22 protein-coding genes, 1 tRNA gene, 1 pseudogene and 2 riboswitches are annotated in these 26,512 nt (G+C 69.6%); of the genes and pseudogenes, 14 read left to right on the top strand and 10 right to left on the bottom strand.

The genetic code is table 11. From position 1 onward, the window contains the following. Positions 1-229 precede the first annotated feature (229 nt). From Sm713_RS34360 to Sm713_RS34350, 3 genes are read right to left on the bottom strand one after another with little or no spacing between them, the layout of a single operon-like run. Entirely contained in the window at positions 230-961 is a 732-nt protein-coding gene (locus tag Sm713_RS34360) for a (2Fe-2S)-binding protein (protein WP_212913845.1), read from the bottom strand. Next, the gene (locus tag Sm713_RS34355; RefSeq protein WP_212913844.1) at positions 958-1,824 is read right to left on the bottom strand and encodes a CbtA family protein; all 867 of its coding nucleotides are present in this window, start codon (positions 1,822-1,824) and stop codon (positions 958-960) included. Before Sm713_RS34355 ends, Sm713_RS34360 begins: the two co-directional genes overlap by 4 nt. A gap of 33 nt (positions 1,825-1,857) precedes the next feature. After that, a complete protein-coding gene (locus tag Sm713_RS34350; protein ID WP_249416880.1) occupies positions 1,858-2,073 on the bottom strand; it encodes a CbtB-domain containing protein in 216 nt (71 codons plus the stop codon). Positions 2,074-2,131: 58 nt separating this feature from the next. Then, a riboswitch (cobalamin riboswitch) is annotated at positions 2,132-2,205 on the bottom strand. 220 nt (positions 2,206-2,425) lie between these two features. Beyond that, a riboswitch (cobalamin riboswitch) is annotated at positions 2,426-2,613 on the top strand. A gap of 175 nt (positions 2,614-2,788) precedes the next feature. Here Sm713_RS34350 and metE point away from each other — a divergent pair. Then, a complete protein-coding gene (metE, locus tag Sm713_RS34345) occupies positions 2,789-5,107 on the top strand; it encodes a 5-methyltetrahydropteroyltriglutamate--homocysteine S-methyltransferase (protein ID WP_212913843.1) in 2,319 nt (772 codons plus the stop codon). 9 nt (positions 5,108-5,116) lie between these two features. Further along, positions 5,117-5,281: a hypothetical protein gene (locus Sm713_RS34340; protein WP_374196110.1), complete on the top strand. Its 165-nt coding sequence runs from the start codon at positions 5,117-5,119 to the stop codon at positions 5,279-5,281. Between the two features lie 178 nt (positions 5,282-5,459). Here the strand turns inward: Sm713_RS34340 and Sm713_RS34335 are convergent, their stop codons facing one another. The 3 genes from Sm713_RS34335 to Sm713_RS34325 form a co-directional block, all read right to left on the bottom strand. Continuing rightward, a complete protein-coding gene (locus Sm713_RS34335) occupies positions 5,460-5,969 on the bottom strand; it encodes a GNAT family N-acetyltransferase (protein WP_249416879.1) in 510 nt (169 codons plus the stop codon). A gap of 425 nt (positions 5,970-6,394) precedes the next feature. Next, the gene (locus Sm713_RS34330) at positions 6,395-7,036 is read right to left on the bottom strand and encodes a superoxide dismutase (protein WP_212915048.1); all 642 of its coding nucleotides are present in this window, start codon (positions 7,034-7,036) and stop codon (positions 6,395-6,397) included. Positions 7,037-7,127: 91 nt separating this feature from the next. Beyond that, positions 7,128-7,346: a hypothetical protein gene (locus Sm713_RS34325; protein ID WP_212913842.1), complete on the bottom strand. Its 219-nt coding sequence runs from the start codon at positions 7,344-7,346 to the stop codon at positions 7,128-7,130. Positions 7,347-7,686: 340 nt separating this feature from the next. Here Sm713_RS34325 and Sm713_RS34320 point away from each other — a divergent pair. The 11 genes and pseudogenes from Sm713_RS34320 (at position 7,687) to Sm713_RS34270 (ending at position 21,663) form a co-directional block, all read left to right on the top strand. Continuing rightward, positions 7,687-8,773: pseudogene (locus tag Sm713_RS34320) on the top strand (IS110 family transposase). Positions 8,774-8,851: 78 nt separating this feature from the next. Beyond that, the gene (locus Sm713_RS34315; protein ID WP_212913841.1) at positions 8,852-9,625 is read left to right on the top strand and encodes a class II aldolase/adducin family protein; all 774 of its coding nucleotides are present in this window, start codon (positions 8,852-8,854) and stop codon (positions 9,623-9,625) included. A gap of 198 nt (positions 9,626-9,823) precedes the next feature. Next, complete coding sequence (locus Sm713_RS34310) at positions 9,824-10,450, top strand: cupin domain-containing protein (protein WP_212913840.1); 627 nt, start codon at positions 9,824-9,826, stop codon at positions 10,448-10,450. A gap of 2 nt (positions 10,451-10,452) precedes the next feature. Beyond that, positions 10,453-11,064: a cupin domain-containing protein gene (locus Sm713_RS34305; RefSeq protein WP_212913839.1), complete on the top strand. Its 612-nt coding sequence runs from the start codon at positions 10,453-10,455 to the stop codon at positions 11,062-11,064. A 64-nt stretch (positions 11,065-11,128) separates the two neighbouring features. Further along, the gene (locus Sm713_RS34300; protein WP_212913838.1) at positions 11,129-12,469 is read left to right on the top strand and encodes an MFS transporter; all 1,341 of its coding nucleotides are present in this window, start codon (positions 11,129-11,131) and stop codon (positions 12,467-12,469) included. Positions 12,470-12,965: 496 nt separating this feature from the next. Beyond that, the gene (locus Sm713_RS34295; protein WP_212913837.1) at positions 12,966-13,805 is read left to right on the top strand and encodes a FadR/GntR family transcriptional regulator; all 840 of its coding nucleotides are present in this window, start codon (positions 12,966-12,968) and stop codon (positions 13,803-13,805) included. A 380-nt stretch (positions 13,806-14,185) separates the two neighbouring features. Next, positions 14,186-15,283, top strand: a complete 1,098-nt coding sequence (locus Sm713_RS34290; RefSeq protein WP_212913836.1) for an enolase C-terminal domain-like protein — start codon at positions 14,186-14,188, stop codon at positions 15,281-15,283. Positions 15,284-15,371: 88 nt separating this feature from the next. Further along, entirely contained in the window at positions 15,372-16,775 is a 1,404-nt protein-coding gene (locus tag Sm713_RS34285; RefSeq protein ID WP_212913835.1) for an ABC transporter substrate-binding protein, read from the top strand. Continuing rightward, positions 16,772-17,704 carry a carbohydrate ABC transporter permease gene (locus Sm713_RS34280; RefSeq protein WP_212913834.1) on the top strand — a complete coding sequence of 311 codons (933 nt, stop codon included), beginning with the start codon at positions 16,772-16,774 and terminating at the stop codon, positions 17,702-17,704. Before Sm713_RS34285 ends, Sm713_RS34280 begins: the two co-directional genes overlap by 4 nt. Beyond that, positions 17,701-18,612: a carbohydrate ABC transporter permease gene (locus tag Sm713_RS34275; protein WP_212913833.1), complete on the top strand. Its 912-nt coding sequence runs from the start codon at positions 17,701-17,703 to the stop codon at positions 18,610-18,612. Before Sm713_RS34280 ends, Sm713_RS34275 begins: the two co-directional genes overlap by 4 nt. Positions 18,613-18,870: 258 nt before the next feature. Next, on the top strand, positions 18,871-21,663 hold the full coding sequence (locus Sm713_RS34270; RefSeq protein WP_212913832.1) for a discoidin domain-containing protein: 2,793 nt from the start codon (positions 18,871-18,873) through the stop codon (positions 21,661-21,663). Positions 21,664-21,805: 142 nt separating this feature from the next. Here the strand turns inward: Sm713_RS34270 and Sm713_RS34265 are convergent, their stop codons facing one another. Both Sm713_RS34265 and Sm713_RS34260 read right to left on the bottom strand, forming a co-directional pair. Continuing rightward, a complete protein-coding gene (locus tag Sm713_RS34265) occupies positions 21,806-23,011 on the bottom strand; it encodes an acyl-CoA dehydrogenase family protein (protein WP_212913831.1) in 1,206 nt (401 codons plus the stop codon). A 188-nt stretch (positions 23,012-23,199) separates the two neighbouring features. Then, positions 23,200-23,658, bottom strand: a complete 459-nt coding sequence (locus tag Sm713_RS34260) for a nuclear transport factor 2 family protein (RefSeq protein ID WP_212913830.1) — start codon at positions 23,656-23,658, stop codon at positions 23,200-23,202. Positions 23,659-23,730: 72 nt separating this feature from the next. On the opposite strand from Sm713_RS34260, the gene Sm713_RS34255 reads away from it, so the two are divergent. Next, the gene (locus Sm713_RS34255) at positions 23,731-24,351 is read left to right on the top strand and encodes a TetR/AcrR family transcriptional regulator (protein ID WP_212913829.1); all 621 of its coding nucleotides are present in this window, start codon (positions 23,731-23,733) and stop codon (positions 24,349-24,351) included. A gap of 258 nt (positions 24,352-24,609) precedes the next feature. On the opposite strand, the gene Sm713_RS34250 is transcribed toward Sm713_RS34255, so the two are convergent. Further along, a tRNA-Leu gene (locus tag Sm713_RS34250) sits at positions 24,610-24,697 on the bottom strand. A 175-nt stretch (positions 24,698-24,872) separates the two neighbouring features. Further along, on the bottom strand, positions 24,873-26,414 hold the full coding sequence (locus Sm713_RS34245) for an aldehyde dehydrogenase family protein (RefSeq protein WP_212913828.1): 1,542 nt from the start codon (positions 26,412-26,414) through the stop codon (positions 24,873-24,875). Positions 26,415-26,512: the final 98 nt, after the last annotated feature.

Genomic DNA, 26,512 nt, shown 5'->3' with positions numbered 1-26,512 from the left:
CCGGCTCGGGCCTCTTCCAGGAGGCGAACGGCCAGGGACAGGTCACGGTTCAGGGCGCTCATCCGGGCGCTCTGGCCGCCGAGTTGGCAACGGACCAGGTCAAAGCGGTCGAAGTCCTCGGGTGTGAGCACGACAGCGGGTACGCAATCCAGGATGATCTTGCGTGGCTCCGGGCTTCGGCTCACGGTGAATCCTCTTGAGGGGATGACGGCCGGGTGAACCTACCTGGTCAGCGCTTCAGTGCGCAGTCCCCGCACAGAGCCCCCCTGCCGCCGGGGGCCGCACGGTAGATCAAGCAGCAACTGCGGCGCCGGAAGGCTCCGTCGGGCGTCGTCTCGGTGGCGTCACCCAGCGGGGGCTGGTCCAGGAGGCGCGAGATGATCGTGCGGGTCCGTGCGGTGAGATCGGGCCGGGCTGCCGTGATCATGGTCGCCGCTCCGTTGACGGCGGAGGCGGTGTTGCCCCACAGGATGTGCCGCGAGACCGAGAACGCCTCCATCGCGTCGGCGAGTTCACGCAGCGGGCCGTCCAGCAGCCGGCGGCTCAGCTCGCCGGCGAGCTGGATGGGCGAGGCCGTGGAGCCGCCGGCGAAGGCGCCTTCGGGCAACGACAGGGGAACGGGGCCGCCGATCACCAACTGCCACCGGGAATCCGCGAGGCCGGGAGCGAGGACCAGGCCGTGCAGCACCGCGGCGGCCAGCGCGGGAGAGACCAACCGGGCGGCCAGCCCCTGGTGGCAGACGGAGGCCGCGACCCGCCTCTCGACCGCGCCGGGCGGCTGGCCACCGGCTGTGGCCAGCCACTCCTGTACGCCTGACACACGTTCTTCGAGCAGGGGGCGGGACATCTGCTGCCAGGGCCCGGACGGCTCCGTGCCGGGCGGATGGACCTGGACGGCGAAGAACGGACCGAGTTCGGCGACGTCCTCGATCAGCGCGCTCACCGCCGTGGGGCTGTTCATGCCGGGATGGGATCCGGTTCCTGCGAGGGGGAGCCGGCGTCTCGGCGCGCGGGCTGGAGCAGGCGCTCGGCCAGGGGAGCGAAGGCCAGGCCGATGACCGTCCAGAGGATGAGCTGGGCGCCGACCGAGTAGAAGCGGAAGGCGAACAGCACGTCGGCGGGGAAGCCCGGGTAGACGATGGTGCCCTTGGCATCGGTCAGCGGCAGCGGGGTCTCGGTGGCCTGGTTGCCGAAAGCCTCCTTGTTGTACGCGAGATGGCCGAGCGGGGGCAGGATCAGCATCACGATCCCGATCGCGACGACGAACGCGGCGACAGCAAGGAGCGTGGCGTTCCAGTTGCCGAAACGGGCCTGGAGCCGCCTGCCGAGCCAGACGGCGCCGACGAGGAAGGCGACGGAGCACACGACCATGATCAAATACAGGCCGCTGCGCTGCTGGATGGTCTCCTCGTGGCCGATGGCGGGCGGGTTGGCCGGGTACTTCAAGAACGGCACCAGGTACAACCCGAGGAACCCGCCGCCGGCGACCAGCAGGGACAGCGAGCGGGCCCGCAGACGGCCGGTACGGCCCAGGCACACGGTGTAGGCCACGGCGAACAGCGCCCCCATGGCCATACCGAAGAAGATCATGCCGACACCGATGCCGACGTTGGCCTGGATGGTGCGGCTGAACAGGTCCGGGCCCGCGGCATCCGGGGGCACACCGGCGGCCTTGCCCAGGGCGGCCTGGGCGGCGTCACGACCGCTCTCGTAGTCGATGGCCCTGTCGATCTGCGGCTCGGCGAAGATCCGCGCGAAGACGAACGCGAGCACACCGGCGACCGCGCCGACGAGTATGCCGCGCAGGATGAGCTTCTTTTCCATGTCGAGTTGTCCGTAGTCCGGGTGCCGGCGGGGTCAGTGGCAGGGGAAGCCCAGGAAATGGCGGGCGTCGTGGACGAACTCGTGGACGTGCATGTCGTTGCCGAACACCGAGACAGCGCCCTGGTCGACACCGATGAAGTAGTAGACCGCCAGCGCGATCAACGCGGTGCCGACGAGCCAGAAGGCGGACTTCGAGACCGGCAGGACCACCGGCAAGGACGCCGGACGGGATGGGGAAACGCTGCTCAAGGTGAGCCCTCCTCTGGGATCGTGCGTCCCTGGTGCGTGCGGGCGGAGTGAGGGCCCAGTGTCTGACTTGCCGACCACCTTCCGGCGGCGGGCTCACAGTGGCGCGACCGTGCTGGAATTCCACCAGCTTCCTCAAGCCATCACTTCACGCGGAGCGTACGGCCCGCCCCTCCAGCCGTCAATCAGGCCCCTGTGCGGACCTGCCGCCCGAAGGAGCGGCGAGCGGACCGTGATCGGCTCCCGACCCGTTCCACGTCCGTCCGCGGGCGCGTCTGTGTCTCTTTTCATGTCCCGTGTGTGGTGAGCCGTGCTGCCCTGGAGGGCACTCGCCGTCTAGGGTGGCGGGTGCAGCTGGTTCGCACTGCCCGCCAGGCAGAGGCGTCGCAAGAGGGAACCCGGTGGGAATCCGGGACTGCCCCGCAGCGGTGAGCGGGAACGACCGCCGTCATACGCACTGGGCCCGGAGCAACGGGCCCGGGAAGCGACGGCCAGTAGGTGTCCTCCCCGTGAGGACGTGCCCGCGAGTCCGAAGACCTGCCACCTGCCCGCGTGCGGCCTCGTACGCGGACATCCCGGTGACCTCGTGGGCGGGTCGGCGTACATACCAGGCAGCGCACCGCGCCGACAGCGCGCGTCACTCGTCCGGTCTGACATCCCTTCGCCTCCGTATCCCGTCGCCGGGATCCTCAGGAGACATCTCGCGAAGGAGATTTCCGTGACCAGCAAGCCCGCAGCCGCGGCAGCACGGGCCACCGTGTACGGCTACCCCCGCCAGGGACAGAACCGGGAACTGAAGAAGGCCATCGAGGGGTACTGGAAGGGCCGCGTCAGTGCCGATGCCCTTCGCTCCACCGCCGCCGAACTCCGCCGCGACAACTGGCGGGATCTGGCCGGTGCGGATGTCGACGAGGTTCCCACGGGTGACTTCTCCTACTACGACCATGTGCTGGACACCACGATCATGGTCGGCGCGATTCCCGACCGCCATCGGGACGCCGTCGCCGCCGACCCTCTCGACGGGTACTTCGCGATGGCCCGCGGAACCCAGGACGTCGCGCCACTGGAGATGACCAAGTGGTTCGACACCAACTACCACTACCTGGTCCCCGAGCTGGGCCCCGACACGGTGTTCACGGCCGACTCCGGCAAGCAGGCCGCCGAGCTGGGGGAAGCCCTCGCCCTCGGCCTGGCCGCCCGGCCCGTCCTGGTCGGCCCCGTCACCTACCTGCTCCTCGCCAAGCCCGCCCCGGGCGTGGCCGCGGGCTTCGACCCGCTCACCCTCCTCGACCGGCTGCTTCCGGTGTATGCCGAGATCATCTCCGACCTGCGGGCCGCCGGTGCCGAGTGGGTGCAGCTGGACGAGCCCGCGCTCGTCCAGGACCGCACCCCGGCCCAGCTGAGCGCCGCCGAGCGCGCCTACCGGTACCTCGGGGACCTCACCGACCGGCCGAGGCTGCTGGTGGCCTCCTACTTCGACCGTCTCGGCGAGGCCCTGCCCATACTGGCCAAGGCGCCCGTGGACGGGCTCGCGCTCGACTTCACCGAGGCCGCCGCGGCCAACCTGGAGGCCCTGGCCGCCGTCGGGGGCCTGCCCGGCAAGCGCCTGGTGGCCGGTGTCGTCAACGGCCGCAACATCTGGGCCAACGACCTGACGGCGTCACTCGCCACCCTCGGCACCCTGCTCGGCCTCGCCGACCGCGTCGACGTGGCGGCCTCGTGCTCGCTGCTGCACGTCCCGCTGGACACGGCGGCGGAACGGGACATCGAGCCGGGGATCCTGCGCTGGCTGGCCTTCGCCCGGCAGAAGACCGCGGAGATCGTCACCCTCGCCAAGGGCCTGGCCCACGGCACCGGCGCGATCACCGCCGAACTCAGCGCGAACCGCGCCCACCTCGCTTCCCGGGCCACATCCCGCATCACCCGGGACCCGGCCGTCCGCGCCCGCGCCGCGGCGGTGACCGAGGCCGACACCCGCCGCTCCCAGCCGTACACCGAGCGGGCGGCCGCCCAGCGTGCCCGCCTCGGCCTGCCCCTGCTGCCGACCACGACCATCGGCTCCTTCCCCCAGACCACACAGCTGCGCGGCGCCCGCGCCGACCTGCGGGCGGGCCTGATCGACGGTGCGGCCTACGAGGAGCGCATCAAGGCCGAGATCCAGGAAGTCGTCTCCTTCCAGGAGAAGACCGGACTGGACGTCCTGGTGCACGGCGAGCCCGAGCGCAACGACATGGTCCAGTACTTCGCCGAGCAGCTCACCGGCTACCTCGCCACGCAACACGGCTGGGTCCAGTCCTACGGCACCCGCTACGTGCGCCCGCCGATCCTGGCCGGCGACATCTCCCGCCCCGGGCCGATGACCGTGCGCTGGACGGCCTACGCCCAGTCGTTGACGGACCGGCCCGTCAAGGGCATGCTCACCGGCCCCGTCACCATGCTGGCCTGGTCCTTCGTCCGCGACGACCGGCCCCTCGGGGACACCGCCCGGCAGGTCGCCCTGGCCCTGCGCGACGAGGTGAACGACCTTCAGGCGGCGGGAACCCCCGTCATCCAGGTCGACGAACCCGCACTCCGGGAGACCCTCCCGCTGCGGATCGCGGGCCGCGCCGCTTACCTGGCCTGGGCCACGGAGGCGTTCCGGCTCACCACCGGCCAGAGCCGGCCGGGCACGCAGATCCACACCCACATGTGCTACGCCGAGTTCGGCGACATCGTGCAGGCCATCGACGACCTCGACGCGGACGTCATCAGCCTGGAGGCCGCACGCTCGCACATGCAGGTCGCCCGCGAACTCGCCGGCCACGGCTACCCGCGCGAGGCCGGACCCGGCGTGTACGACATCCACTCGCCGCGCGTGCCGAGCACGCAGGAGGCGGCCGACCTGCTCCGCACCGGCCTGAAGGCCATCCCCGCCGAACGGCTCTGGGTCAACCCCGACTGCGGTTTGAAGACCCGTGGCTGGCCCGAGACCCGCGCCTCCCTGGAGAACCTGGTCGCCGCGGCCCGGGCGGTCCGCGAGGAACTGCCCTCCTGCTGACCGGAACGGGTGACCCCCGCATCGGGCACCGGAACGATCACCACGCTCAACGGCAGGTCCAACAGCGGGAGCGGCACCCGGAAGGCCGGCATTGACGGGTCGACGTTCACCGGCGCCGGCCGCGGACAGGTGATCGACGTCGGTGACACGATCGCCCTGCACTGGGGTTCGTGAGCCACCTGCCGTTCCTCAGCCACACCACTGCGTCGCCGCACGGCGGGACGGACAGCACGTCCGGCCGTGCGGCGCGCCACGGTCAGATGGCCATGCCCGGCCCTGTCGGGTGCTGGGTGCGTCACTCGGCGCGAGCCGCGGCTGGGCTGGAGGTGACGGCGGCCGGAGCTGTGGATCCTCAGCCGAGGGTCCGCTCGTACTCGACCTGGGCCAGCGGGTTGCCGTCCCCGTAGTCGTGCTCGCGCACCACGCCCGACTCCGTGAAACCGCACTTTTCGTAGAAGCGACGCGACTGCGGCGTATCCCGGAGCGTCCAGAGGTGGACCTGTTCGAAGCCGCTCTCCCTGATCCGGTCCAGGGACGCCGTCATGAGGGCGGGGGCGATGCCGGACCCCCAGCCGTCCGGATGACCGTAGAAACCGAAGATCTCAGCCGATGCCCGCCGCGCCGCCGAAGGCCCGAAGTAGCAGAAGGCCAGCGGGCGTCCGTCGAGAGAGGCGAGCAGGGCGGTGCCCGAGCCTCCGGTCAGGACCTCGCGCCACTTGCCGCGACGCTGCGCCACCGCCCCGTCGAAGAACGCGCGGGGGAAGAAGCCGGCGTAGGCGGCCTTCCAGGACTCCGCGTGGATCTCACCCACGACGTCACCGTCGCCGGGAGAAGCCTCGGACAGCGCAAAGATTCCGTTCACCCGTTCACCCGTTCAGGCTGCCGAGGCACCGGCCACGGCGTGTTTTCGTGTCCGGCCCGGCTCAGGCCAGGAGATTCCCGCCCTGCCCGGTTGCCCCTTCCGAAGGCAAGCCGCTCCGGCGGCTGGAGAGCGGGGTGGACCCGAGCCCGCGCGCCCCGCGCGAGATCCCCGGCATCCCCGGCACCCTCGGTCATTGCGGTCCTCCCCTCCGGCTCCTGGGATACCACGTACCGTCCCGCGCCGTGCCCGGCGTGCGCCATCCGCGTGCACGCCCTCGGGACCGACACGGGAGACGGGTGCACGGACCACCCCGAACGCGAACAGGACGGCTCCCGCGAGTCCTGTCCTCGCGGGAGCCCTCCCTCATTCCGTCCGCACGTGAAAGGTGAGAAGACGATCACGAGGCGGACGATCCGGGGCCGTGATCAGGGCGCGAGCAGCAGCGCGTCGCCGCGCTCCTTGGCCGCGGCGTAGCGCTTGGCCACGTCCTGCCAGTTCACGACGTTCCACATGGCCTCGATGAAGTCGACCTTCTGGTTCTTGTACTGGAGGTAGAAGGCGTGCTCCCAGGCGTCGAAGACCAGGATCGGGGTGGAGCCCTGGCCGACGTTGCCCTGGTGGTCGTAGACCTGCTCGACGACCAGCCGGCCGCTCACCGGCTCGTGGGCGAGCACGCCCCAGCCGGAGCCCTGGGTGGTCGCGGCGGCCTTCGTCAGGTGCGCCTTGAAGCGCGCGAAGGAGCCGAAGGACTCGGTGATCGCGTCGGCGAGGTCGCCCACGCCGTCCTTGGCCAGGGGCTCGCCGCCACCGTCACCGGTCATGTTGTGCCAGTAGATGGAGTGCAGGATGTGGCCGGAGAGGTGGAAGGCGAGGCTCTTCTCCAGGCCGTTGATCGCGCCCCACTGGTCCTTGTCGCGTGCCTCGGCGAGCTGGTCGAGGGTGTCGTTCGCGCCCTTCACGTACGCGGCGTGGTGCTTGTCGTGGTGCAGCTCGACGATCTGCGGGTCGATCACGGGTTCGAGCGCGGTGTAGTCGTACGGGAGTTCAGGCAGCGAGTAGGTGGCCATGGTCAGCGAGCCCTCCATCATTCCCTTATTGCAAGGATTATGCAGGTGCACACTATCAGCGACACCGGCGTAGTCCGATGAGGCATCGGTCCTAGGACTCCCCTCGTGACGCGAGGAGGGCGAGCAGTGCCTCCAGGGCGGCGGTCGCACGGTCGGGCGTCATGCCCCCGCCCTGCGCCGTGTCGGCGCTGCCCCCGCCGCGGCCGTCGAGGATGCCTCTGACCAGGTCGGCCGCCGAGTGGCCTGCGCTGCGTGCCGCCTGCGGTGTCGACGGCGACGGCGGTGTGGGACGACTTGTGGGGATCGACACCGATCAGGATCACAGGCTGCTGCCCTCGCACTCGATGAGACAGGAAGGGGAGTGCGGCGGGCACCCTGACTTGAAGTCACCGTGTCACCTTCATGCCTCTGTCGAGCCACACCGCGCGGGTGTCGGCAAGCGGCGGCACGCTATCAGTGAGCCAGCCCGTGGGCGGCAAGGAGCACTGCGGGCCCGTGCCGACCGACACCCTGGACGCTACGGCTGCAGACCGAGCATCTGGGGTCGATTCAACAAGTCAGGAGCTTGGTCAGAAGCCCCCTCAATGTCCTGTCTGCGCCACCCGGCCGGCGCGTGCCGCCCTCGGCTCGGACAAGCGGCAAGGACGGACATGACCAGCATGACGCACGGCGGCCCGGAGATCACCGGCGGAGTCGACACCCACGGCCTGACCCACCACGCCGCTGTGATCGACCCGCTCGGCCGGCACCTGGCCGATCGGGAGTTCCCCGCCACCATCCGCGGATACCGGGACCTGCTGGACTGGATGCGCGGCCACGGCGCTCTCACCGCGGTCGGGGTCGAGGGCACCGGCGCTTATGGAGCCGAACTCGCCCGGGTCCTGACCGCCGCCGAGGTCACCGTCGTCGACGTGGACCGCCCGGACCGCAAGATGCGCCGGATGAAGGGCAAGTCCGACCCCATCGACGCTTACGCGGCCGCGACGGCAGTGGCCTCCGGACGGGCCACCGGCATTCCCAAGAGCCGCGACGGCGTGGTCGAGGCCGTACGTGTCCTGCGGGTCGCGCGCCGCAGCGCGGTCAAGGCCCGCACCCAGGCCATGAACCAGATCCGCAACCTGCTGGTCTCTGCCCCGGCGATGCTGCGTGAGCAGGTCGCGGGCCTGGACCGGACCGCTCTGATACGCACCCTGGCCCGGCTGCGGCCCGGCGACGACCTGTTCCGCCCGCTGGCGGCCACCCGGGCCTCACCGCGCCGCCTGGCCCGTCGCCACCAGGCCATGGACGCCGAGATCGGCGAACTCGACCCCGAGATCGGGCCACCGGTCAAGCAGGCGGCTCCAGCTTTGCTGGAACTCTTCGGCGTCGGACCCGAGACCGCCCGCCAACTGCTCGCCTCGGCCGGCGACAACCCCGAGCGCACGCGCTCGGAGGGTTGCGTTCGCGCACCTCGCCGGTGTCGCCCCGATCCCGGCATCCTCCGGCCGCACCAACCGCCACCGCCTCAACCGGGGCGGCGACCGGGCCGCGAACAACGCTCTGCACACCATCGTGCTGGTGCGCATGCGCTACGACGAACGCACCCGCGCCTACGTCGAGCGCCGCACCAAGGAAGGGCTGAACAAGAAGGACATCATGCGCTGCCTCAAACGATTCGTCGCCCGCGAGATCTACCGCGCTCTGACCAGCACACCAGCCGACCACATCACGCAAACCGACCTCGCTCCTGCGGCTTGACATCCATAGGAGCATCCGGCGGTCCGGCACCGGCCGCGCTCACCAACGTGACCGCAGTCCTGAAAGGCGAATCGGCCCATGGCAGCGCAAGACGCCCGGCTCAGGCGCGAGGTGGCCACCTGTTCCCGGATGCTGGTCGACAGCGGCATCCTCAACTACAGCGGCCACGTCAGCGCCCGCGTGCCCGGCACCGACCTGCTGATCATCCAGCGATCGCACGACGTGAGGGCAACGCTCGCACCCGAACGGCTGCTCCTCGTGGACCTGGACGGCACCCCGATCGCGCACGACGGGGAGCCGCCGTCCGAGGTGTTCATCCACACCGAGGTCTACCGGGCCCGCCCCGACGCCGGGGCCGTCGCGCACTTCCACCACGACCCCACCACGGTGTTCAGCGTCGTCGACGACGTCCCCCTGGTCCCCGTCAAGAACCACGCCGCACGCTGGGCGGACGGCATCCCCGTCCATCCGGACCCCTCGCATGTCGACAACCCGCGGAAGGGACAGGACGTGGCCCGCACCCTCGGCACGCGCCATGCCCTGCTGCTGCGCGGACACGGCGAGGTCATCGTCGCCGCGGACGTCCGCGCCCTGTACGCGGACGTCGTGCACTTCGTGGAGAACGCGGGCGCTCTGGCACTGGCGGCCCGGATGGGCACCGTCAAAGGCCTGTCCGGCGACGAGCTGGCGCGCTTCCTGGCCACGTTCAAGCGGGAGAAGCACGCCCGCAAGGTGTGGAAGTACGCCACCGCGCCGGCCGCGCACCGCGGACTCGTTCCCGCCGGCTGGGTGCTCGACCAGGAGGCCGGTGGGACAGCCACGAGCGGGGCCGCCCCCTTCGCGGCGAGTTGAACCCCGTGTCCCGCGCGCGGCGACGGGATCGGTGACTCAGTCGCCCTTCCGCGGTGACCCGGTCGCCTGTCGCCCTTCCGCACGAGGGACCCGATGGGCCGTGGTGGCGTTTGCCCAGCGGTCCCGCCGACCAGAATGAACAGAAAGGCCATACCATTCTTTCTATCGTCCAAACTGAGCCGAGAGCGAGGAGGCACGATGCCCGAACCCGAGGGCGACCACCGCGGGCAGGACCCGGAGCCGGCATCCCCGGCTGAGGACCCCGCGACGGCGGGGCTCTACCACAGCCAGAAGAACCGGATATTCGTCCGGGCCATCGAAGGGGACTACGGACTCTCCACCGAGCTGAAACGGCTCCGCTCGATGCCGCGCGTCCGCAAGGCGAGCGAGATCAAGTTCGTCGACGGACCGCAGGCGTACAGCCGCCACTACGTGGAACCGAAGGACGGCATCACCCAGACGTTCCACCTGCACCTGGAGGAGTACGGCCCGGGCGGCAGGTCGCAGAAGCACGGCCACGTCAACGAGGCCGCCTTCTACATCCTCGACGGTTCCGGCTACGAGATCCACGACGGCGTCCGCTACGACTGGACGGCCGGGGACGTGGCGATCGTGCACAACAACTGCGTGCACCAGCACTTCAACGCCAGCCCCGACAAACCGGCACGCGCGCTCGTCATCAAGACCAAGCCCATGTACCTGTTCATGAACATGCTCTTCCAGAAGCAGGTGGAACCGCGGCCGCCCGAACCGGAGCCGGGCGGCGTGGGCTTCGAGGCACGCGAGGGCGAGGACGACTTCAACCACCCTGAAGGGGGCTACTGACCGTGGCGTGGGACGAGACGGCCGCATGGCTCTCCGGGGACGACAACCAGCCCCTGTACGGGCAGCTGCTGCAGGAGGCGACCGAGGCCCCGCAGCGCAACGCGGGCCGCAAGAAGATCATCCGCCCGCAGGAGATGCCCTGGGAGATGTCCCGCCAGGGCATCCTCAAGCACCTCATCAACGAGGACATGAACACGCGCATGGAGACGGTCGACGCCTACATGCAGATCATCCCGGCAGGCAGCCGCTCCGGCCGGCACCGCCACCTCGCCGAGGAGTGCCTCTACGTCCTTCAGGGCCGCGGCTACGACGAGCACCAGGACTGCGACGTCGAGATCACCGACACCTACCACTGGAAGCCGCTGCCCGAGATCCAGCGGTTCGAATGGGAGGCCGGCGATGTCATCTACGTCCCGCCGAACACCATCCACCAGCACTTCAACGCCGACCCGCGGCGCCCCGTCCGGCTCATCTCGGCGATCAACCGCATCTACCGCCACTCGGGCCTCAACGACCTGGAGCAGTTGGACGACGCGCCCGAGTACGACCCGTCCGTGACGCTGGACGAGGAGACCGTCGGAAGGTACCTGGCAGGGCCCGGCACCCCTGCGTAAGAGGACACGCCTGAAGGACACGCCCGAAGGAACGCCACGGCACTGGAAAGGAGATGGCGATGGCATGCCGCGATCCGCGGTGAACCGAGGCCGGGAGGGCGGTGGTCGGGAGGGCGGTGGCCGCGACGGCGGCGGTCGGGAGGGCGGCGCCCTCTCCCGGGAGGCGGTCTTCTCCACCTACCTGCCCGCCTTCGTGCTCTCCCTCGGGGCAGGTGTCGCGGTGCCCGCGGTGCCGACCCTCGCCAAGTCCTTCGATGTCGGCTTCGGTTCGGCCAGCGGTGTCGTCACCTCCTTCGTCCTCGGCAATCTGGCGGGCACCGTGCCGTCCGGCTGGCTCATCGACCGCTTCGGGCGGCGCGCGGTGCTGCTCGGGGGGCCGGTGCTCACCGCGCTCATGGCCTTCGCCGTGGTGTTCACCCACTCCTTCACCACGCTGCTGGTGCTCCGGTTCTTCGACGGGGTGGCCGCGCAGATGTGGCTGATGGCACGGCTCGCGGCGATCTCGCACGGGACCGCCGCGGGCCGGCGGGGACGCGAGGTCAGCTGGCTGTTCGGGATGAACAACTCGGGCAAGCTGGCCGGCCCCCTGGTGGGCGGCTTCCTCGCGAGCGGCGGTGGCGCACGGGCCCCGTTCGTCGTCTACGGCGTGCTGGCGCTCGCCGCGCTCGTCCCCGCGTACCTGTACGCCGAGGACACCCCGCGCCGGAAGCGCGACCCGGGGCGCCGGCTGCGGCGCGAACGGCTCGCGGCGCTGCGCGGTCTCGTGCTGCCGAGGCTCGTGTACTTCGGCGTCGCCCTGTTCGCGGGCCTCACCCGCGGCCCCGTACAGGCCGACCTGCTCCACCTGTACGCGGCGTTCGCCTACCACCTCGGGCCCGCGGAGATCGGCTACCTGTCGACCGCCGCCGCCGCGATCACCCTGCCCGTCGGGTTCGTCAGCGGCTGGCTGATGGACCGCTACGGCCGCAAGCGCACCATGGTCCCGGGCTTCACCGGTGTCGCGCTCGCCATGTGCGCGCTGGCCGCCTCGGCGCTGTTCCGGTTCTCGGTGTTCTGGTACGTGGCGCTCTTCCTCGTCGGGGTGGCCGCGCAGGCGCTGACCGGCGGCTCCATCCAGACGATCGGGGCGGACGTCGCACCCGCCGAGGGGCGCGGGATGTTCCTGGGCCTGTGGCGGTTCACCGGCCAGGGCGGCCAGACGCTGAGCCCCTTCCTGTTCGCCGTGCTGGCGGCCCAGTTCGGCTACGCCTCCTCCTTCGCCTTCACGGCGGCATCCGCCGCGGTCGTGGCGTTCCTGCTGATCCGCTACGTACCCGAGACCAGGACCGCGGCGCCCCACCGGGGCGAAACCGGCACCCTGCGCTCCTCGGCGGAAACCGGGGGGAAGGCCTCCGAGGCAGGCTGAGCGCCGACATGGGCGTGCGGAGGACGACCGTCACGAGACCGTGGGCACCGACTCGCTCTCGGGCCGACGGGCACCGGTCGCGACCGCTCCCCATACCTGACCGCTCGTTTCGGCTTCGTCCAGCTCGCCAAGTTGTGTGCGGACAAGCGACGTGACTCCTCTGGACCAAGATCCAGAGGACACGGCCCAGCGCACTTCCGCCACGGCCGCCACAGCCGCCACGGCCGCCGGCCGATCCTCCGGCTCACCACATCTCCCGCGTCTCCCTTCTCTGCACGGATCCGATCGCGGGCAGCACATGAGTCCGCTTCATCGTGTCGCCAGAACCTTGGACGGGGTGGCCAGTGATACAAGGTGCCGCTCACGACTCGCTTTGCCCCACGCGCGCCGCAACAGGCAGACAAGATTGACCGGACTCTTCCCTCCGTGTAACGAGGGTGTCATAGTGAAGCAGCGCAAATGAATCCGACTCATCGAGCTTTGAGGAGCTCTCCTCATGCCTGGCGAACACGCAGTGCCATCCTGGGAAGCCGGGAAACCGGCCGCCCCCTACCGTCCGGGGTACGAGCTGGTCGCCGAGCAACTGCTCTCCTACATCGTCGAGCAGAACCTGATGCCCGGGGACCGGCTGCCCACCGAGCAGGGCCTCGCCCAGATCCTGGGTGCCACGCGCAACGTCACGCGGGAAGCGATCAAGATTCTGGCCGCGATCGGCCGGCTCACCGTGCGCAGGGGGGCCGGGATCTTCGTGGCCTCCTCGCCGGGAGCGCTGGACGACGACCGGCTCGCGCACTTCAAGCCGACCAGCATGGAACACGTGATGATGCTGATCGACTACCGGTATCTCATCGAATCCGACACCGCGGGCAAGGCCGCCACGCTCGCGACACCGGTGGAAGTGCAGGCCATCCGCGGGAGTGCCGCAGAGTCCTTGGCAGCCGGAGCGGCCGGCGACGTGCAGGAGTTCGCCGCGACGGACGAGTCGTTCCACGACCATGTGGGGGCGGCCGCGCACAACGTCTTCCTCCGCTCCAGCGTCACCAACATCCGCCGGCTGATGTCCCAGACCGATCTCCTCCTCTTCCACGGTGATGTGCCGGGATCGCTGGAGGCGGCGGGCAGGCAGCACGTCGCGATCGCCGAGGCCATCGCGTCGGGCAACGGCGAGAAGGCCACCGAACTGATGCAGGCGCATATCGACACCACGCGCCACCAGGTCGAACGCCGCATCCGTGACCGGCTCTTCAACCTGGCCACCCCGGGCGCCACGTCCACGGCTCCACACCGGGCGCGGGCGCACGGGCAAGAGCAGCCACCGGAGGTGTCGGCCTCATAGGCACTCCGTCGGCAAGCCCATCGACAAGCCGGTCCATGTCCGCCCGGGTTCGGGCCTGCCGTCCTTTCGGGGCGAAAACCCCTCTGCTCGGTACGCCGGCCACTCGCTGGTGGGTGTGCCGCAGCAGGCAGCAGCTCCCCTCAGTCGCGCTCTCTCGGTGAAGGATTTCCCCACCGTTCCGGCAGCCGACCGCGCGAGCACTCTCACCTCTGAGCCCACACGTCCCGCTGCCGCAGATCCTGCCCCCCTCCTGTGCCCACAGCCTCGTCGCGGCCTTCTCGATCCGCGCGGCAGCCTTCGCGAAATCCGGGTGCCCGCTCACACCTGGCCCCATCGGGCGTCGTCCGCCCGCCGGCCCGCTCACAGAGCAGAAAGCACAGATGAAGATCACTCATGTCGAAGTCCACCGCGTCGACGTTCCGCCGGCGGACCCGCCGTTCTCATGGCGACGGGGGCTGAGTGGCAGTGCGCCGACGGGCGACGGCGCCGTTCTGCGAATCGGCACGGACGAAGGAGCCGAGGGGGTTGCGGTGTTCGCCCGGCCAGGAGCCGGCGCAATGCTCCAGGACCTTGTGGACCGGGTCTTCCGCGATGAGCTCCTTGGTGCCGACCCGTTCCAGCGGGAGTGGCTCTGGCACCGTGCGTGGGAGCTCGACCGCATCCACGAGTTGCCGCTGCCCACTCTGGGCCTGATCGACGTCGCGCTGTGGGATCTCGCGGGACGCGTCCACGACGAGCCGGTGTGGCGTCTCCTCGGCGGATTCCGCGAGACGATCCCCGCGTACGCCTCCACCTCCACCTTCGCCACGACGGAGGAGTTCCTCGACGTCGCGGACCAGTGCCTGGCGCTCGGCTACCACGGCATCAAGCTCCACGCCTGGGGCGACGCACGACGCGACGCGGAACTCTGCCAGGCGCTGCGAGCGCACGTGGGCCCCGGCGTACCGCTGATGTACGACGGGTCAGCCGGCTTCGACCTGCCCGACGCCCTCTTCCTCGGGAGGGCGCTGGCCGAGGCGGACTACCTCTGGTACGAGGAGCCGATGCGCGAGTTCAGCGTCAGCGCGTACCAGCGGCTCGCGGAATCGGTGTCGGTGCCGCTCCTGGTCGCGGAGACCTCGGACGGCGCGCACATGAACTCGGCCGACTTCATCAAGGCGGGAGCGGCCACATTCGGCGTGCGCGCAGGCACGACCTTGCGCGGCGGTATCACCGGCGCCATGCGCACGGCCCACCTCGCGGACGCCTTCCGTGTCCGCGCCGAGGTGCACGGCTCCGACATCCCCAACCACCACCTGTGCATGGCCATTTCGAACACCACCTACTACGAGTCCCTGGTCACCTCGACGCGGGTCGTCCGTGAACGGCACGTCGACGACCAGGGCCTGGTCCGCGCCCCCACCGGACCGGGGATCGCCCTGCCGCTGGACTTCGGCTACGGCAGCGAGCTCCAGCGCTTCGTCGAGACATCCGACTGACCGCCGCAGCGATCACGCCTCGCCGGTCGGCTCTCCCCTGCGCCCGGCCGCGGCGCACGCCACGCACACGCAGCAGAAAGGCAAGAAGATGAGGTCTTCCGGATCTCCCACCGAGCAGCACCGCCGACGGCGTACGACCACGTTCGGGGCACTGGCCCTGTGCGCCGCCACCGCCTTGCTGGCGGGCTGCGCCAGTGCCGACCCGACCCCGGGGGGTTCGCACGGGGGCTCGGACACGCAGGCACCGTCCTTCGAACCCGTGCGGCAGAAGCCCGGTTCGGAGATCACCGTCTGGACCGACTCCACCCGCCTCCCCTCGGTGCAGAAGTACCAGAAGGCACATCCGGGGGTGAAGATGAACGTCGTCACCTATGACGGCGGAGCCGACGGTTCCACCTATCTCCAGACCAAGGTCCAGTTGTTCGACCGGGTGGGCAAGGGCTGGCCTGATGTCGTCTTCGGCACCCCGAACGACACCACCTGGGCCTCCCAGCCCACCAAACCGGGCGCCAACCCCTTCGCGGCGCCCGTCGACGAGGACGGCCTCGTCCCCCAGGCAACCCTGAACGGTTTCGCCAAGGGCTCGCTCACCCCGTGCCAGTACGGCGGGCACACCTACTGCCTGCGCAACGACATCGCGCAGGTGGTGCTCTGGTACAACAAGAAGCTGATGGACGAGTGGGGTTACCAGGTCCCCACCACCTGGCCGCAGTACGAGGCCCTCGGCAGGAAGGCCGCCAAGGAGCACCCCGGCTACCTCGTGGGTTCGGTCGGCGACACCAACTCCCAGGAGTCGTACTTCTGGTCCAGCCAGTGTCCGGCCTTCGACCAGACGAGGCCAGGCACGCTCCGCGTCGACCTCTCCGACTCCCGCTGCACCCGGATGTCATCCCTCCTCGATGGTCTGATATCCGCCAAGGCGGTCAGCAAGCAGGGCTTCTTCAGCCAGGGCTTCGCCAAGAACAGCGGCAACAAGGTCCTGGCGGCGGTCGGCCCGTCCTGGTACGGCCAGTACCTCTTCAAGACCGCCTTCGGAATCCCGGCCAAGCAGATGGCCGCAGCGGCTCCCCTCACCTGGCCCGGCGACAAGGCGCCGGCGACCGGAAACGTCGGCGGCGGTGTGTGGATGGTGTCCTCGCACAGCGCCAACCTGAAGGCATCCGCAGACCTCACCACCTGGCTGACGACCTCGAATGACAACCAGGCTTCGGCACCCACCTATCCGGCGTATGCGCCTGCCGCGAAGGCATGGCTGGGCAACCCGGCGAACAGCGAGTACTTCGCCGACGACGTAAGCGGCCCGTTCGAGAAGGCCGCACAGTCGGTGTGGACCGGCTGGGCCACCACGAAGTTCTCCGACGCCACCGCCTGGTCGGGCGTCGTCCTGCCTGCCCTCACGGCCGGCCACAGTCTCACCTCGACGCTGCCCGCGTGGCAGAAGAGCATCAGCGACGAGGCGAGAGCACATGGATACCGGGTGATCAACAAATGACGCTGCTGGAGACCCGGCGCGTCACCGTGCCCCTCCGCCGCCGCGACACCGCACTGCGGCGGCGGGTCGGGGGCCGGGCCGGCTACCTCTTCGTGGCGGGCTACACGCTGTTTCTGTTCGCCTTCGGCGTCTTTCCCACCGGCTACGCGTTCTACCTCGCCTTCACGAACGAACTGGGCCAGTTCACCGGGCTCAACCAGTTCGTCAGGGTGGCGAAGGACTACCGCTTCCTGCCCGCCTTCGAGCACATCCTGATCTACCTCGTCCTGTGGCTGGTGACACTGGTCGTGCTCACGGTTCTGTCGGCCGTGCTCCTGCGCAGCCGCGTCGGACCGCGCACCTCGGCACTGCTGCGCTTCCTGTACTACATACCGGGCGCGCTGGCAGGAGTGGCCAGTGTCCTGGTGTGGCTGTTCATGCTGGACCCCGATGTCAGCCCCGTCTCCTGGCTGCTGACAGCCCTGCACATGGACACCTTCGCGGCCGTGCTCCAGCCCGGTAACCTGCCGGTGATCTTCATGCTCATCGCCTTCTGGACCGGCGCGGGCGGGTGGATCGTGGTGATGTACGGCGCGCTCAACACCATCTCGGACGAGGTGATCGAGGCCGCCCGCATGGACGGCGCCGGGCCGTGGCGCACCGCTTGGTCGGTCCAGATCCCGATGGTCCGGCAGTGGATCGCCTACATGACGATCCTCGCGTTCGCCTCCGGTACCCAGCTGTTCGTCGAACCGCAACTTCTGCAGACTGCGAGTCTCGGGCGCATCGGCCTCACCTGGTCGCCCAACCAACTCGCGTACGTCTTCGCCTTCCAGCAGGGCGACTTCAACGGCGCTGCCGCCATCTCGGTGTTCCTGCTGGCCGTCGGTCTCATCGCCGCCGGCCTCCTCGTCTCCCGTTCCAGCATGTTCAGGTTGGATGAGAAATGACAGTGCACGTGGCCGCACGACGGCCCCGGACCGGCCGCTCCCCCGGGCACGTCGTGTCCGCCCTGGTCGTCGGCGCCCTGCTGGCCGCCCTCCTTGTCTTCTTCGTACTTCCGGTGGCCTGGGTGCTGATGGCGCCGTCCAAGACCGCCGGGCAGATCGTCCACGACTCGCCGCTGTCCTTCGGCTCCTTCAGCCAGATCGGCGCCGCCTGGCGGCACCTGTTCGCCTTCCAGAACCATGCGATGCTGACCTGGCTCGGCAACTCCGTGATCTACGCCGGTGCTTCGCTCGTACTGACCCTGATCACCAGCGTCACGGCCGGTTACGCCCTCGCACTCACTCGTTTCCGGGGCCGCAGAGCCCTTCTCGTGATCACTCTGGTCACCATGATCATGCCGTCTGCCACCCTCGTGTTGCCGGTGTTCCTGGAACTCAACCGGTTCCACCTGATCGGCACCGTGTGGTCGGTGATCCTGCCCTTCTCGTTCTTCCCGTTCGGCGTGTACCTGATGTACATCTACTTCGCCGGCAGCCTGCCTCGCGACCTGCTCTCCGCAGCGCGGATGGATGGCTGCACCGAGTGGCAACTCTTCAGCCGCATCGCGCTCCCACTGGCCAAGCCGGTGATCGGACTGGTCGCCTTCTTCAGCTTCGTCGGCAACTGGAACAACTTCTTCCTGCCGTACCTGGTGCTGCCCAACAGCGACGAGTTTCCGCTCCAGGTAGGTCTGAACCAGTTGCTGACCTCGACTCCCTCGTTCAATCCCGTAGCCGGCGCCGGCCTCGACATCACCATCCCCGAACTCGCACTCGCGGTCATCGTCGCCATCTGTCCCGTCCTGGCCCTCTTTCTGTTCTCCCAGCGAACCCTCGTCTCCGGAATGCTCGCCGGAGCCACCAAGGAGTGAATCCAGGGGCACCGGCCCCCAGCGGACGGGACCAGCCCACATCCCCGGCTCCCCCACCCGAGAACCCGTGCCCGCGAACACGAGGCCGAGCTCGGAGCTCCCCACCCCACACCGCCACCGCAGCAGACTCAAGGGCAGCCAGAACCCGGCCGCCACTCACGGGACGCGCCGAGGTCTGCACTTGTCCCGCAACACCTCCGGTACGCGGAATCCCCCATCACCACCTCTCACCCAACGACGTCTTGGGAGTGACCACACATGTCTCCACACCGACGATGGCGGCGCGGTGTCCGCGCGGCCATCGGTACGTCCGTCACACTGCTCTCGGGTCTTCTCATCGCCGGAGCGGCGGCTGCCGTCCCGGCAGCGCAGTCCGCCCCCGCTCCCCTCACGTACTCCGTGGCACCGGACGGAGACGGCGACACGTGCTCGCCCGGCGATCCGTGCACGCTTGCTCGTGCCCAGCAGAAGGTACGTGCCGCCACCCACGACCAGCACTCCGACATCCGTGTCGTGCTCGCGGGTGGCACCTACCGTCTCGACAGGACCCTCTCCTTCGACGCCGCGAACGGCGACAGCGCACGTAACGGCCACACCGTCACTTACGCGGCCGCACCCGGCGCGCACCCGGTCCTCAGCGGTGGCCAACGCATCCGGGACTGGCACGAAGGCGCGGACGGCGTCTGGTCGGCCACGGTCCCAGCGGGCACGGACACCCGCCAGCTGTACGTCGACGGGGTGCGCGGCATACGCGCCCGCGGAACGGCACCCACGCAGTTCACCCGCACGCCCACCGGCTACACCACTTCCGACACCGCCCTGGACGGTTGGAAGAACACATCCGACATCCAGTTCGTCTACGACGTGGGCTGGACCGAGATGTACTGCGGCGTGGCCTCGGTGTCAGGCACCACGGTCACCATGGACCAACCCTGCTTCGACAACTCCACGAAGAAGCCGTACGGCGTCAATGCCGACCGGCCCGACCGGGTCGAGAACGCCAGGGAACTGCTCGACGACCCCGGCGAGTGGTACCGCGACAAGGCCGCGCACACCGTCTACTACAAGCCCCGCGGGGGCCAGGACCTGAAGCGGGCCGATGTGGAGATCCCGCGGCTGCAGACGCTGGTCTCCGGCACGGCCACCGAGGCACACCCCCTGACGGGCCTCGCGTTCAGCGGCATCTCCTTCGAGTACGGCGGATGGACCGAGCCCAACGGCACGGAGGGCTTCTCCGAGGTCCAGGCCAACATGCGCCTGACCGAAGCCGACGGATGGGAGAAGCAGGGCTCCTGCGACCGCTACTCCAGCACCGACCCCGGCACCTGCCCCTACGGCAACTGGACGATGACGCCGGGCAACGTCGTGTTCGACCACACCGAGAACCTGTCGATCGCTGACAGTACCTTCCAGCACCTGGGGGCCGCCGGCCTGCAACTCGGCCGCGGCGTCCACGGCTCCACACTCCAGGGCAACGAGTTCACCGACATCTCCGGCAACGGCCTCGAAATCGGCAACGGCGCCGACGCGGCTCCCACCGACATCTCCCTGCTGCCTGCCCACAACACCGTCGCGGACAACTGGGTCCACCACGTCGCCGTCGACTACACCGGCGGCGTCGGAATCTTCCAGAGCTACGCCCGAGACGACCTGATCCAACACAACCAGGTCAACGATGTGCCCTACAGCGGCATCAGCTCCAACTGGGGCTGGGGCCACACCCCGACGAAGACCAGCGGCAACAAGATCCTCGACAACCTGGTCTTCGACGCCATGCAACTGCGCTACGACGGCGGTGGCATCTACGTCCTCGGACAGGAGGGCGACTCGCTCGCCGACGGCCTGCTCATCAGCGGAAACGTCGTACGCAACGGCGTCCAGGGCGGTCACGCCATCTACACCGACGGCGGCAGCACCAACGTCACCATGACGGGCAACGCCATCTTCGGCAACGGAAGCTACTCCATGGGCGGCTGCAAGGAGGACAAACTCCCCTACGGAAACTTCTCCTTCACCGGCAACTACGTCGAGAACCCCACCCCGGACTGGCCGTGCGGCGATCCTGACAACCTGACGCTGGACAACACCCGAGTCGCCTCCGACGGGACCGGCGTGCCGGCCTCGCTCCTCTCCAACGCGGGCCTCCAGGCTCCGTACGCGCACGTGGCATCGGCCCCCGCGGGCACGGCTCCGACGAACCTCGCGCTGGGCAGGACCGTGCACGCCCAGTACGTGGACGGCACCGCCGCCGACCTCCAGCCCGGAGACCGTGCGGCCAACGCCACCGACGGCGACCCGAACACCTCGGTACAGGCCAGTGGCCAGTTCCGCTGGCAGCTTGAAGTCGACCTGAAGACAGACCAACGGCTCGGAGCCGTGACCGTCGGCATGCCGAAGCAGCACTTCGCGACGGCCTTCCACGTCGACACCTCCACCAACGGCACCGACTGGACGACCGTCGGCACCGTCCGCGAGAGTGGCTGGGGCAGCACGCCGGTCTTCCTCTCCACACCGGTGAACGCCCGCTACCTCCGAGTCGTCGCGGACAAGCCCGACGGCCCGGGCCAGCGCGGTGACCAGATGGCGATCAGCGAGATCGGCGCCTACGCCCCCGGCGCGGGAAACCTCGCCCTGGGCGCAACCAGCGGCGCCCAGTTCATCGACGGCACCCAGGCGGACATGCAGCCCGGCTCACTGCCCTCGTACGCCACCGACGGCGACCCGGGCACTTGGTCGCAGGCCACCGGCCAGTACCGCTGGACCCAGCAGGTCGACCTCGGTCGTCCCCGGTCGGTCGACCTGATCACCCTCCAGCAGCCCGAGGGGAAGTTCGCCACCGACTTCCACATCGACGTGTCCGAGAACGGCTCGACCTGGTACAACGTGGCCCGACACTCCGATACCACCGCGGGCCTGACGGGCGTGCAGCTCGACAGGCCGGTCGCGGCACGCTATGTCCGTCTGATCGCGGACCGACCTGACCAGGGCGGCCAGACCGGCGGCCAGATGGCCATCAGCGAACTCGCTGTCCACGGCCTCCTCCCCGGGTAACAGAGAGCGGGCGGGGCAGGGACCGACCACAGGTCCCTGCCCCGCCCATCAGGTGACGGAGACAAGTCGGCGCAGGTGCCACGGCCCCGAGACGGGGCTCTGCCCGCGGCAGGGCCGCGAGCGGTCGATGGGCCCGACAAGGTCAGATCATGGGGCTTACCTGCTCGTCGACGCCCACGAGCGACTTGCCGTACACCTCGTAGCCGACGGCGGCGTTGAGCCCGGCGTGGTGGGCCGCGGTGTTGGCGTCCCGCCACCACTGCTGGAGGGGGTTGGACTCCGCGAAGGCGCCGGCGCCGTGCACGTTGATCAGGATCTGCAGGGCCTCGAGCACCTGCTGTGCGACATAGCCGTACTCCGCCCGGTACTCGGCACGGTCTGCGTATTCCACCTGTTCACCGCGGCTTGCGGCGGCGTCGATGGCGTCAGCGATGGCGTAGGTGTGCAGCTTCGCCGTCTTGAGCTTCAGGGCGGCTTCGGCGAGCTGGATCTGGACTCCGACCGAGTCGGCCTGCCGGGCGAAGAAGGTGTGGTGCATGCCCTTCCGCGGCGCCTGTGCGATGACGTAGTCGAGGGCAGCCCGGCCGAGACCGAGAATCGGACCGAGCAGGCCCAGCAGACCCAGGGGACCGGCGGGAAGGAGGTACATCGTCTCCTCGGTGGGCAGGGGCCACTTCCCCGCGACCACCTGCCCGATCGAGATCGTCCGGTGGTCGGGCACGAACACGTCGTCCGCGACCCACGTGTCGCTGCCGGTACCGCGCATGCCCACGGTCTGCCACGTGCGCTCAAGGGTGAGGTCCGAGGCCGGCGCCACGCACACGAGGGCATCGGACATCTGGCCGGACTCATCCGTGAGCACCGCCCCCATCGTCGCCCAGGATGAACCGTGGGCACCGGAGGCGTAGGGCCACCGGCCGCTGACCCGGTAACCGCCCTCCACGCGGCGGGCCGGGCCCGGTGAACTCCCGCCGGCCACTCGTGCGTCGGGGTCCTGTGCGAACAGGTCCTCCTGCGCCTGCTTCGAGGCCGTGCCCACCAGCCAGGCGGCGACGGCGCCCACGCCCACGAGCCAGGCCGCCGATCCGTCCCCCTCGCCGAGCGTCTCGGTCACCTCGACCAGCGTGCGCAGGCCCACCTCGTTGCCACCGAGCCGCCGAGGCTTCATCAGCCGAAAGAACCCGGCTTCCGTGAGGGCCTCGACCACCTCGGGCGCGGCCTGGCGACCGACTTCCGCGCGGCTGACGTACTCGCGCAGGAGCGGATGCAGTTCTCGCGCCTTGGCGATCAGCTCCTCCCGCTCGGGCTGCGCTGAGCCGTCGGTCGTCGCGTTAACAATGCCGTCCATTACGTAATCCTTCTGTCCGATCGCGGCCTGGCCTTCACCACCGCCTGATCAAGACCGGCTTCGTCCGCCCCCCCGGCAGCCGCGTGCCAGTGGCTCGTCGAGCCCGGCCGCATCCACGAGCGGGCCCGCATCATCCATCTCGACGTGCGCACCTGGCGCCCTGCTGAGTGCCTCGCACGTCAGGGCGTTCAGGGGCGTGTTTCGCTCCAGTCGACCATCAGGCGGCGTTCTGCGAAGTACCAGTCGCCGTTCTGCTTGATGAACTCGTCGAGGTAGCGGATCGACGCGATCATGAGGGTGCGCTGCCCGGAGTCGTCAACCGAGATGTGGTGGGCCAAGCAGTAGCTCTCGCCTGCTGCACGGTCGCCGTCCAGGGCGATAGTGCTCTGGCCGTTGAAGTGTGTGGTGGACTGGTAGGTGTTGAGGTTGTCGAACACAGGGGTGAGTGCCTCGCGGCCATGCAGGATCTGCGTCGGCTCGTCCGCGGTGGCGTCCATGAACACGACGAAGCGTGTGTCCGAGGTGAACAGGGCCTTCTGTCCGTTGGCATCCCGCCGGTCCGCGCAGTGCGCGTAGGCGTCGATCAGCTCGCGGATGGCCAACCGGTCGGCGGCTTCCTGAGGCGAGATCGAGGTATGGGAGGCCATGGTGATCCTTTCAAGACACTGTTTGACAGATGTATAAAAGCACTGCCTGTGACTGATTGCAATGCGACACATATGGAGGATGGAACCCTGAACGCCCGGATCGATCCGCGCATCACCCGCACGACCAAGGCCTTCGAGCAGGCCATCGTGGATCTCGCCGCGCAGCGGCCCATCTCCCAGATCACGGTGGCCGAACTGGCCGACCGGGCGGGGGTTACCCGTGCAACGTTCTACAACCGCTACAACACCCCGTTCGACCTCCTCATCCAGGTCCTCTGCGCCGACTTGGAGCGAGGCCACGCGCTGGAGGACGAGCAGCGCGACCAGGGCCTGTCCCCGGCCCGCCAGCTGCATCACCTGGCCACCAGGCAGGTGGCCGACCACGTCGAGCGGTTCATGGCGGTCTACCGGCTCGCTCTCGGGGATCCCGCGGACAGCGGGGTGTACGACGTGCTCGTACGCCACTTCAGCAACTACGCCTTGGCGCACATGGCCCGCCGCGCCCCTCAAGGACTCCCCGATGACAACCGTCAGGTGATGGCTCAGTTCCTGGCCCACGGCTTCGCCGGCGCCATCAGGGCATGGCTCAACGACCCGTCGGTCACCAAAGACGACATGGTCCACGCAGCCGTGGCCTGTGCCCCCGCCTGGTGGGCAGCCGACGACGATCCGGGCGAGTCCGCTTCTTCGTAGGGGCCTGCGCCGGGCATCACCAGGGCAGCTCAGTTGCCGGTGGGGATGTGCGGGGATCTGGGAGTGTGCCCGTGCTCGCCCCACACCGGATCCAGGAGACCACCGAGAGCCTCGGGAACATCGCGGAGCGTATCCAGACAGGCGATGCCGACGAGAAAGGCCCCCTCTACGAGGCCCTCGGCGTCACCATCAGCTACGCACACGCAACGAGGGCCGCGACCGTAAGGTCGAGGCCCCTCGCATGCGCATCGTCAGTGGTGGTGTCCGAGGGGGGACTTGAACCCCCACGCCCGATAAAGGGCACTAGCACCTCAAGCTAGCGCGTCTGCCATTCCGCCACCCGGACTCAGGTGCGCCGCCGGTGATCCCCGCGGCGACAGCACCACCATACCAAGGTTTGGGAGCGGCTTTCACCTGCGTATCCGTCCGCCTGGGCGGGGCCCTGCCGCCCACCCGGGCGGCGGGCCCGCTGCAACACTCCGCGGGCCCGGTGTCACGCACGGTGAGCGAAGTCCGCCGGCTCACGGGGTGAGCTGGTACTCGGGGAAGTTCCCCGGCAACCGCTCCTCCACCGACCCCTGCGTCACCGCCCGCACCAGCAGCTCGCCGCCGACGAAGGCGCCCCGCCAGGACGCGCCGAAGCCGCCGAAGAGCTCGGAGCGATCACCGCGGGAGCGTGCGGAGCCGTGGCCGACCTTGAAGGCGCGGACCTTGGGTGCGAGGCGCCGGTAGAGCGAGCGGTCGTCGGTGGCGAGGGTGGCGACCAGCGCGCCGTTCGAGGCGTTCATGGCGGCCAGCAGTTCCGCCTCCGTGTCGACCAGGACGATCGTGTCGACCGGGCCGAACGGCTCCGCGTGGTGCAGCGGCGAGGACGGCGGCGGGCCCAGGAGGGTGACGGGTGCCACGTACGCCGAGGTGTCCTGGCCGGGCAGGAAGCTGCCGTCGGCGAGCGTGCCGCGGTGCAGGGGTACGGCGCCGTGGTCGATCGCCTCCTCCACCTGGTCGGTGAGCTCCTTGGCCTTGGCGGCGCTGATCAGCGGGCCGTAGTCCAGGTCGGGGTACGGGTCGTCGCGCGTCTCGACCGCCAGCGGGTGGCCGATGCGGACGGTGCGCACGGCGGGCAGGTAGGCGTCCAGGAAGTCGTTGAACAGGCACCGCTGGACGACGAAGCGGGGGTAGGCCGTGCAGCGCTGCTTGCCGTAGCCGAAGAGTTTGGGGACGGTGGCCGAGAGCCGGTCCCAGTCGGAGAAGTTCCAGATGCCCCAGGTGTTCAGCCCCTCCTGTTCGAGGATGTGGCGTTTACCCAGGTCGGCGACGGCGGTGGCGACGGCCGCCCCGGCGTCCGGGCCGCCCATGAACGACACGCAGCCGATCTCCGGCGCCCGCACCAGCGCCTCGGAGAGCTGCCCGCCGCTGCCGCTGACCAGGGTCACCGGGACGCCTTCGCGGGCGGCGAGCGCGCAGGCCAGGGTGAGGCAGGAGACGCCGCCGTCGACGGGGGTCTTGGCGATCACGGCGTTGCCCGCGAGGGCCTGCACCAGCATGGCGTGCACGAGCACGGACATCGGGTAGCTCCAGCTCGCGATGTTGGAGACCGGGCCGTCCAGCGGGGCCCGGCCGTCGAGCATCGGCTCGATGGTGTCGACGTACCAGCGCACGCCGTCGATGGCGCGGTCGACGTCGGACTGGGCGAGCCGCCAGGGCTTGCCGATCTCCCAGACCAGCAGGAGGGCGAAAAGGTCGCGGTGCTGGGTGAGGGCGTCGAGGGTGGCCGCCACGCGTGCGCGGCGCTCGGCGACGGGGATGTGCCGCCAGGCGCGGTGCTGGTCGAGTGCGGCGCGCACGGCCTGCCGCGCGGTGCCCGCGTCGAGGCGGGGCGGGCCCGCGATGGGGCTCTGGTCGACGGGGCTCGCGGCGTCCGGTGCCCGGCCGTCCGCCCGCCAGGTGGCGCCCCAGAGGTTGAGGACCCGGTCTTCGCGGAACGCCTCGGGGGCCACGGCGAGGCAGCGCCGCCATGCGTCGGTCCACGACGTGCGGGGTTTCAGGGAGAGGGTGGGTCGCATGGGGGATTCTCCGCTCACGGTGCACGGTCGTCGGCGGGAACGGGGCCCATCGCCCGGCCGGCTCGCTCGTCGGCTCCGCGGAGCGGTCGGGCCGGTGG

Origin of the sequence: Streptomyces sp. TS71-3 (genome assembly GCF_018327685.1) — a bacterium.
Taxonomy (GTDB): Bacteria; Actinomycetota; Actinomycetes; order Streptomycetales; family Streptomycetaceae; genus Streptomyces.
This window is presented reverse-complemented; position numbering and strand designations above follow the sequence as displayed.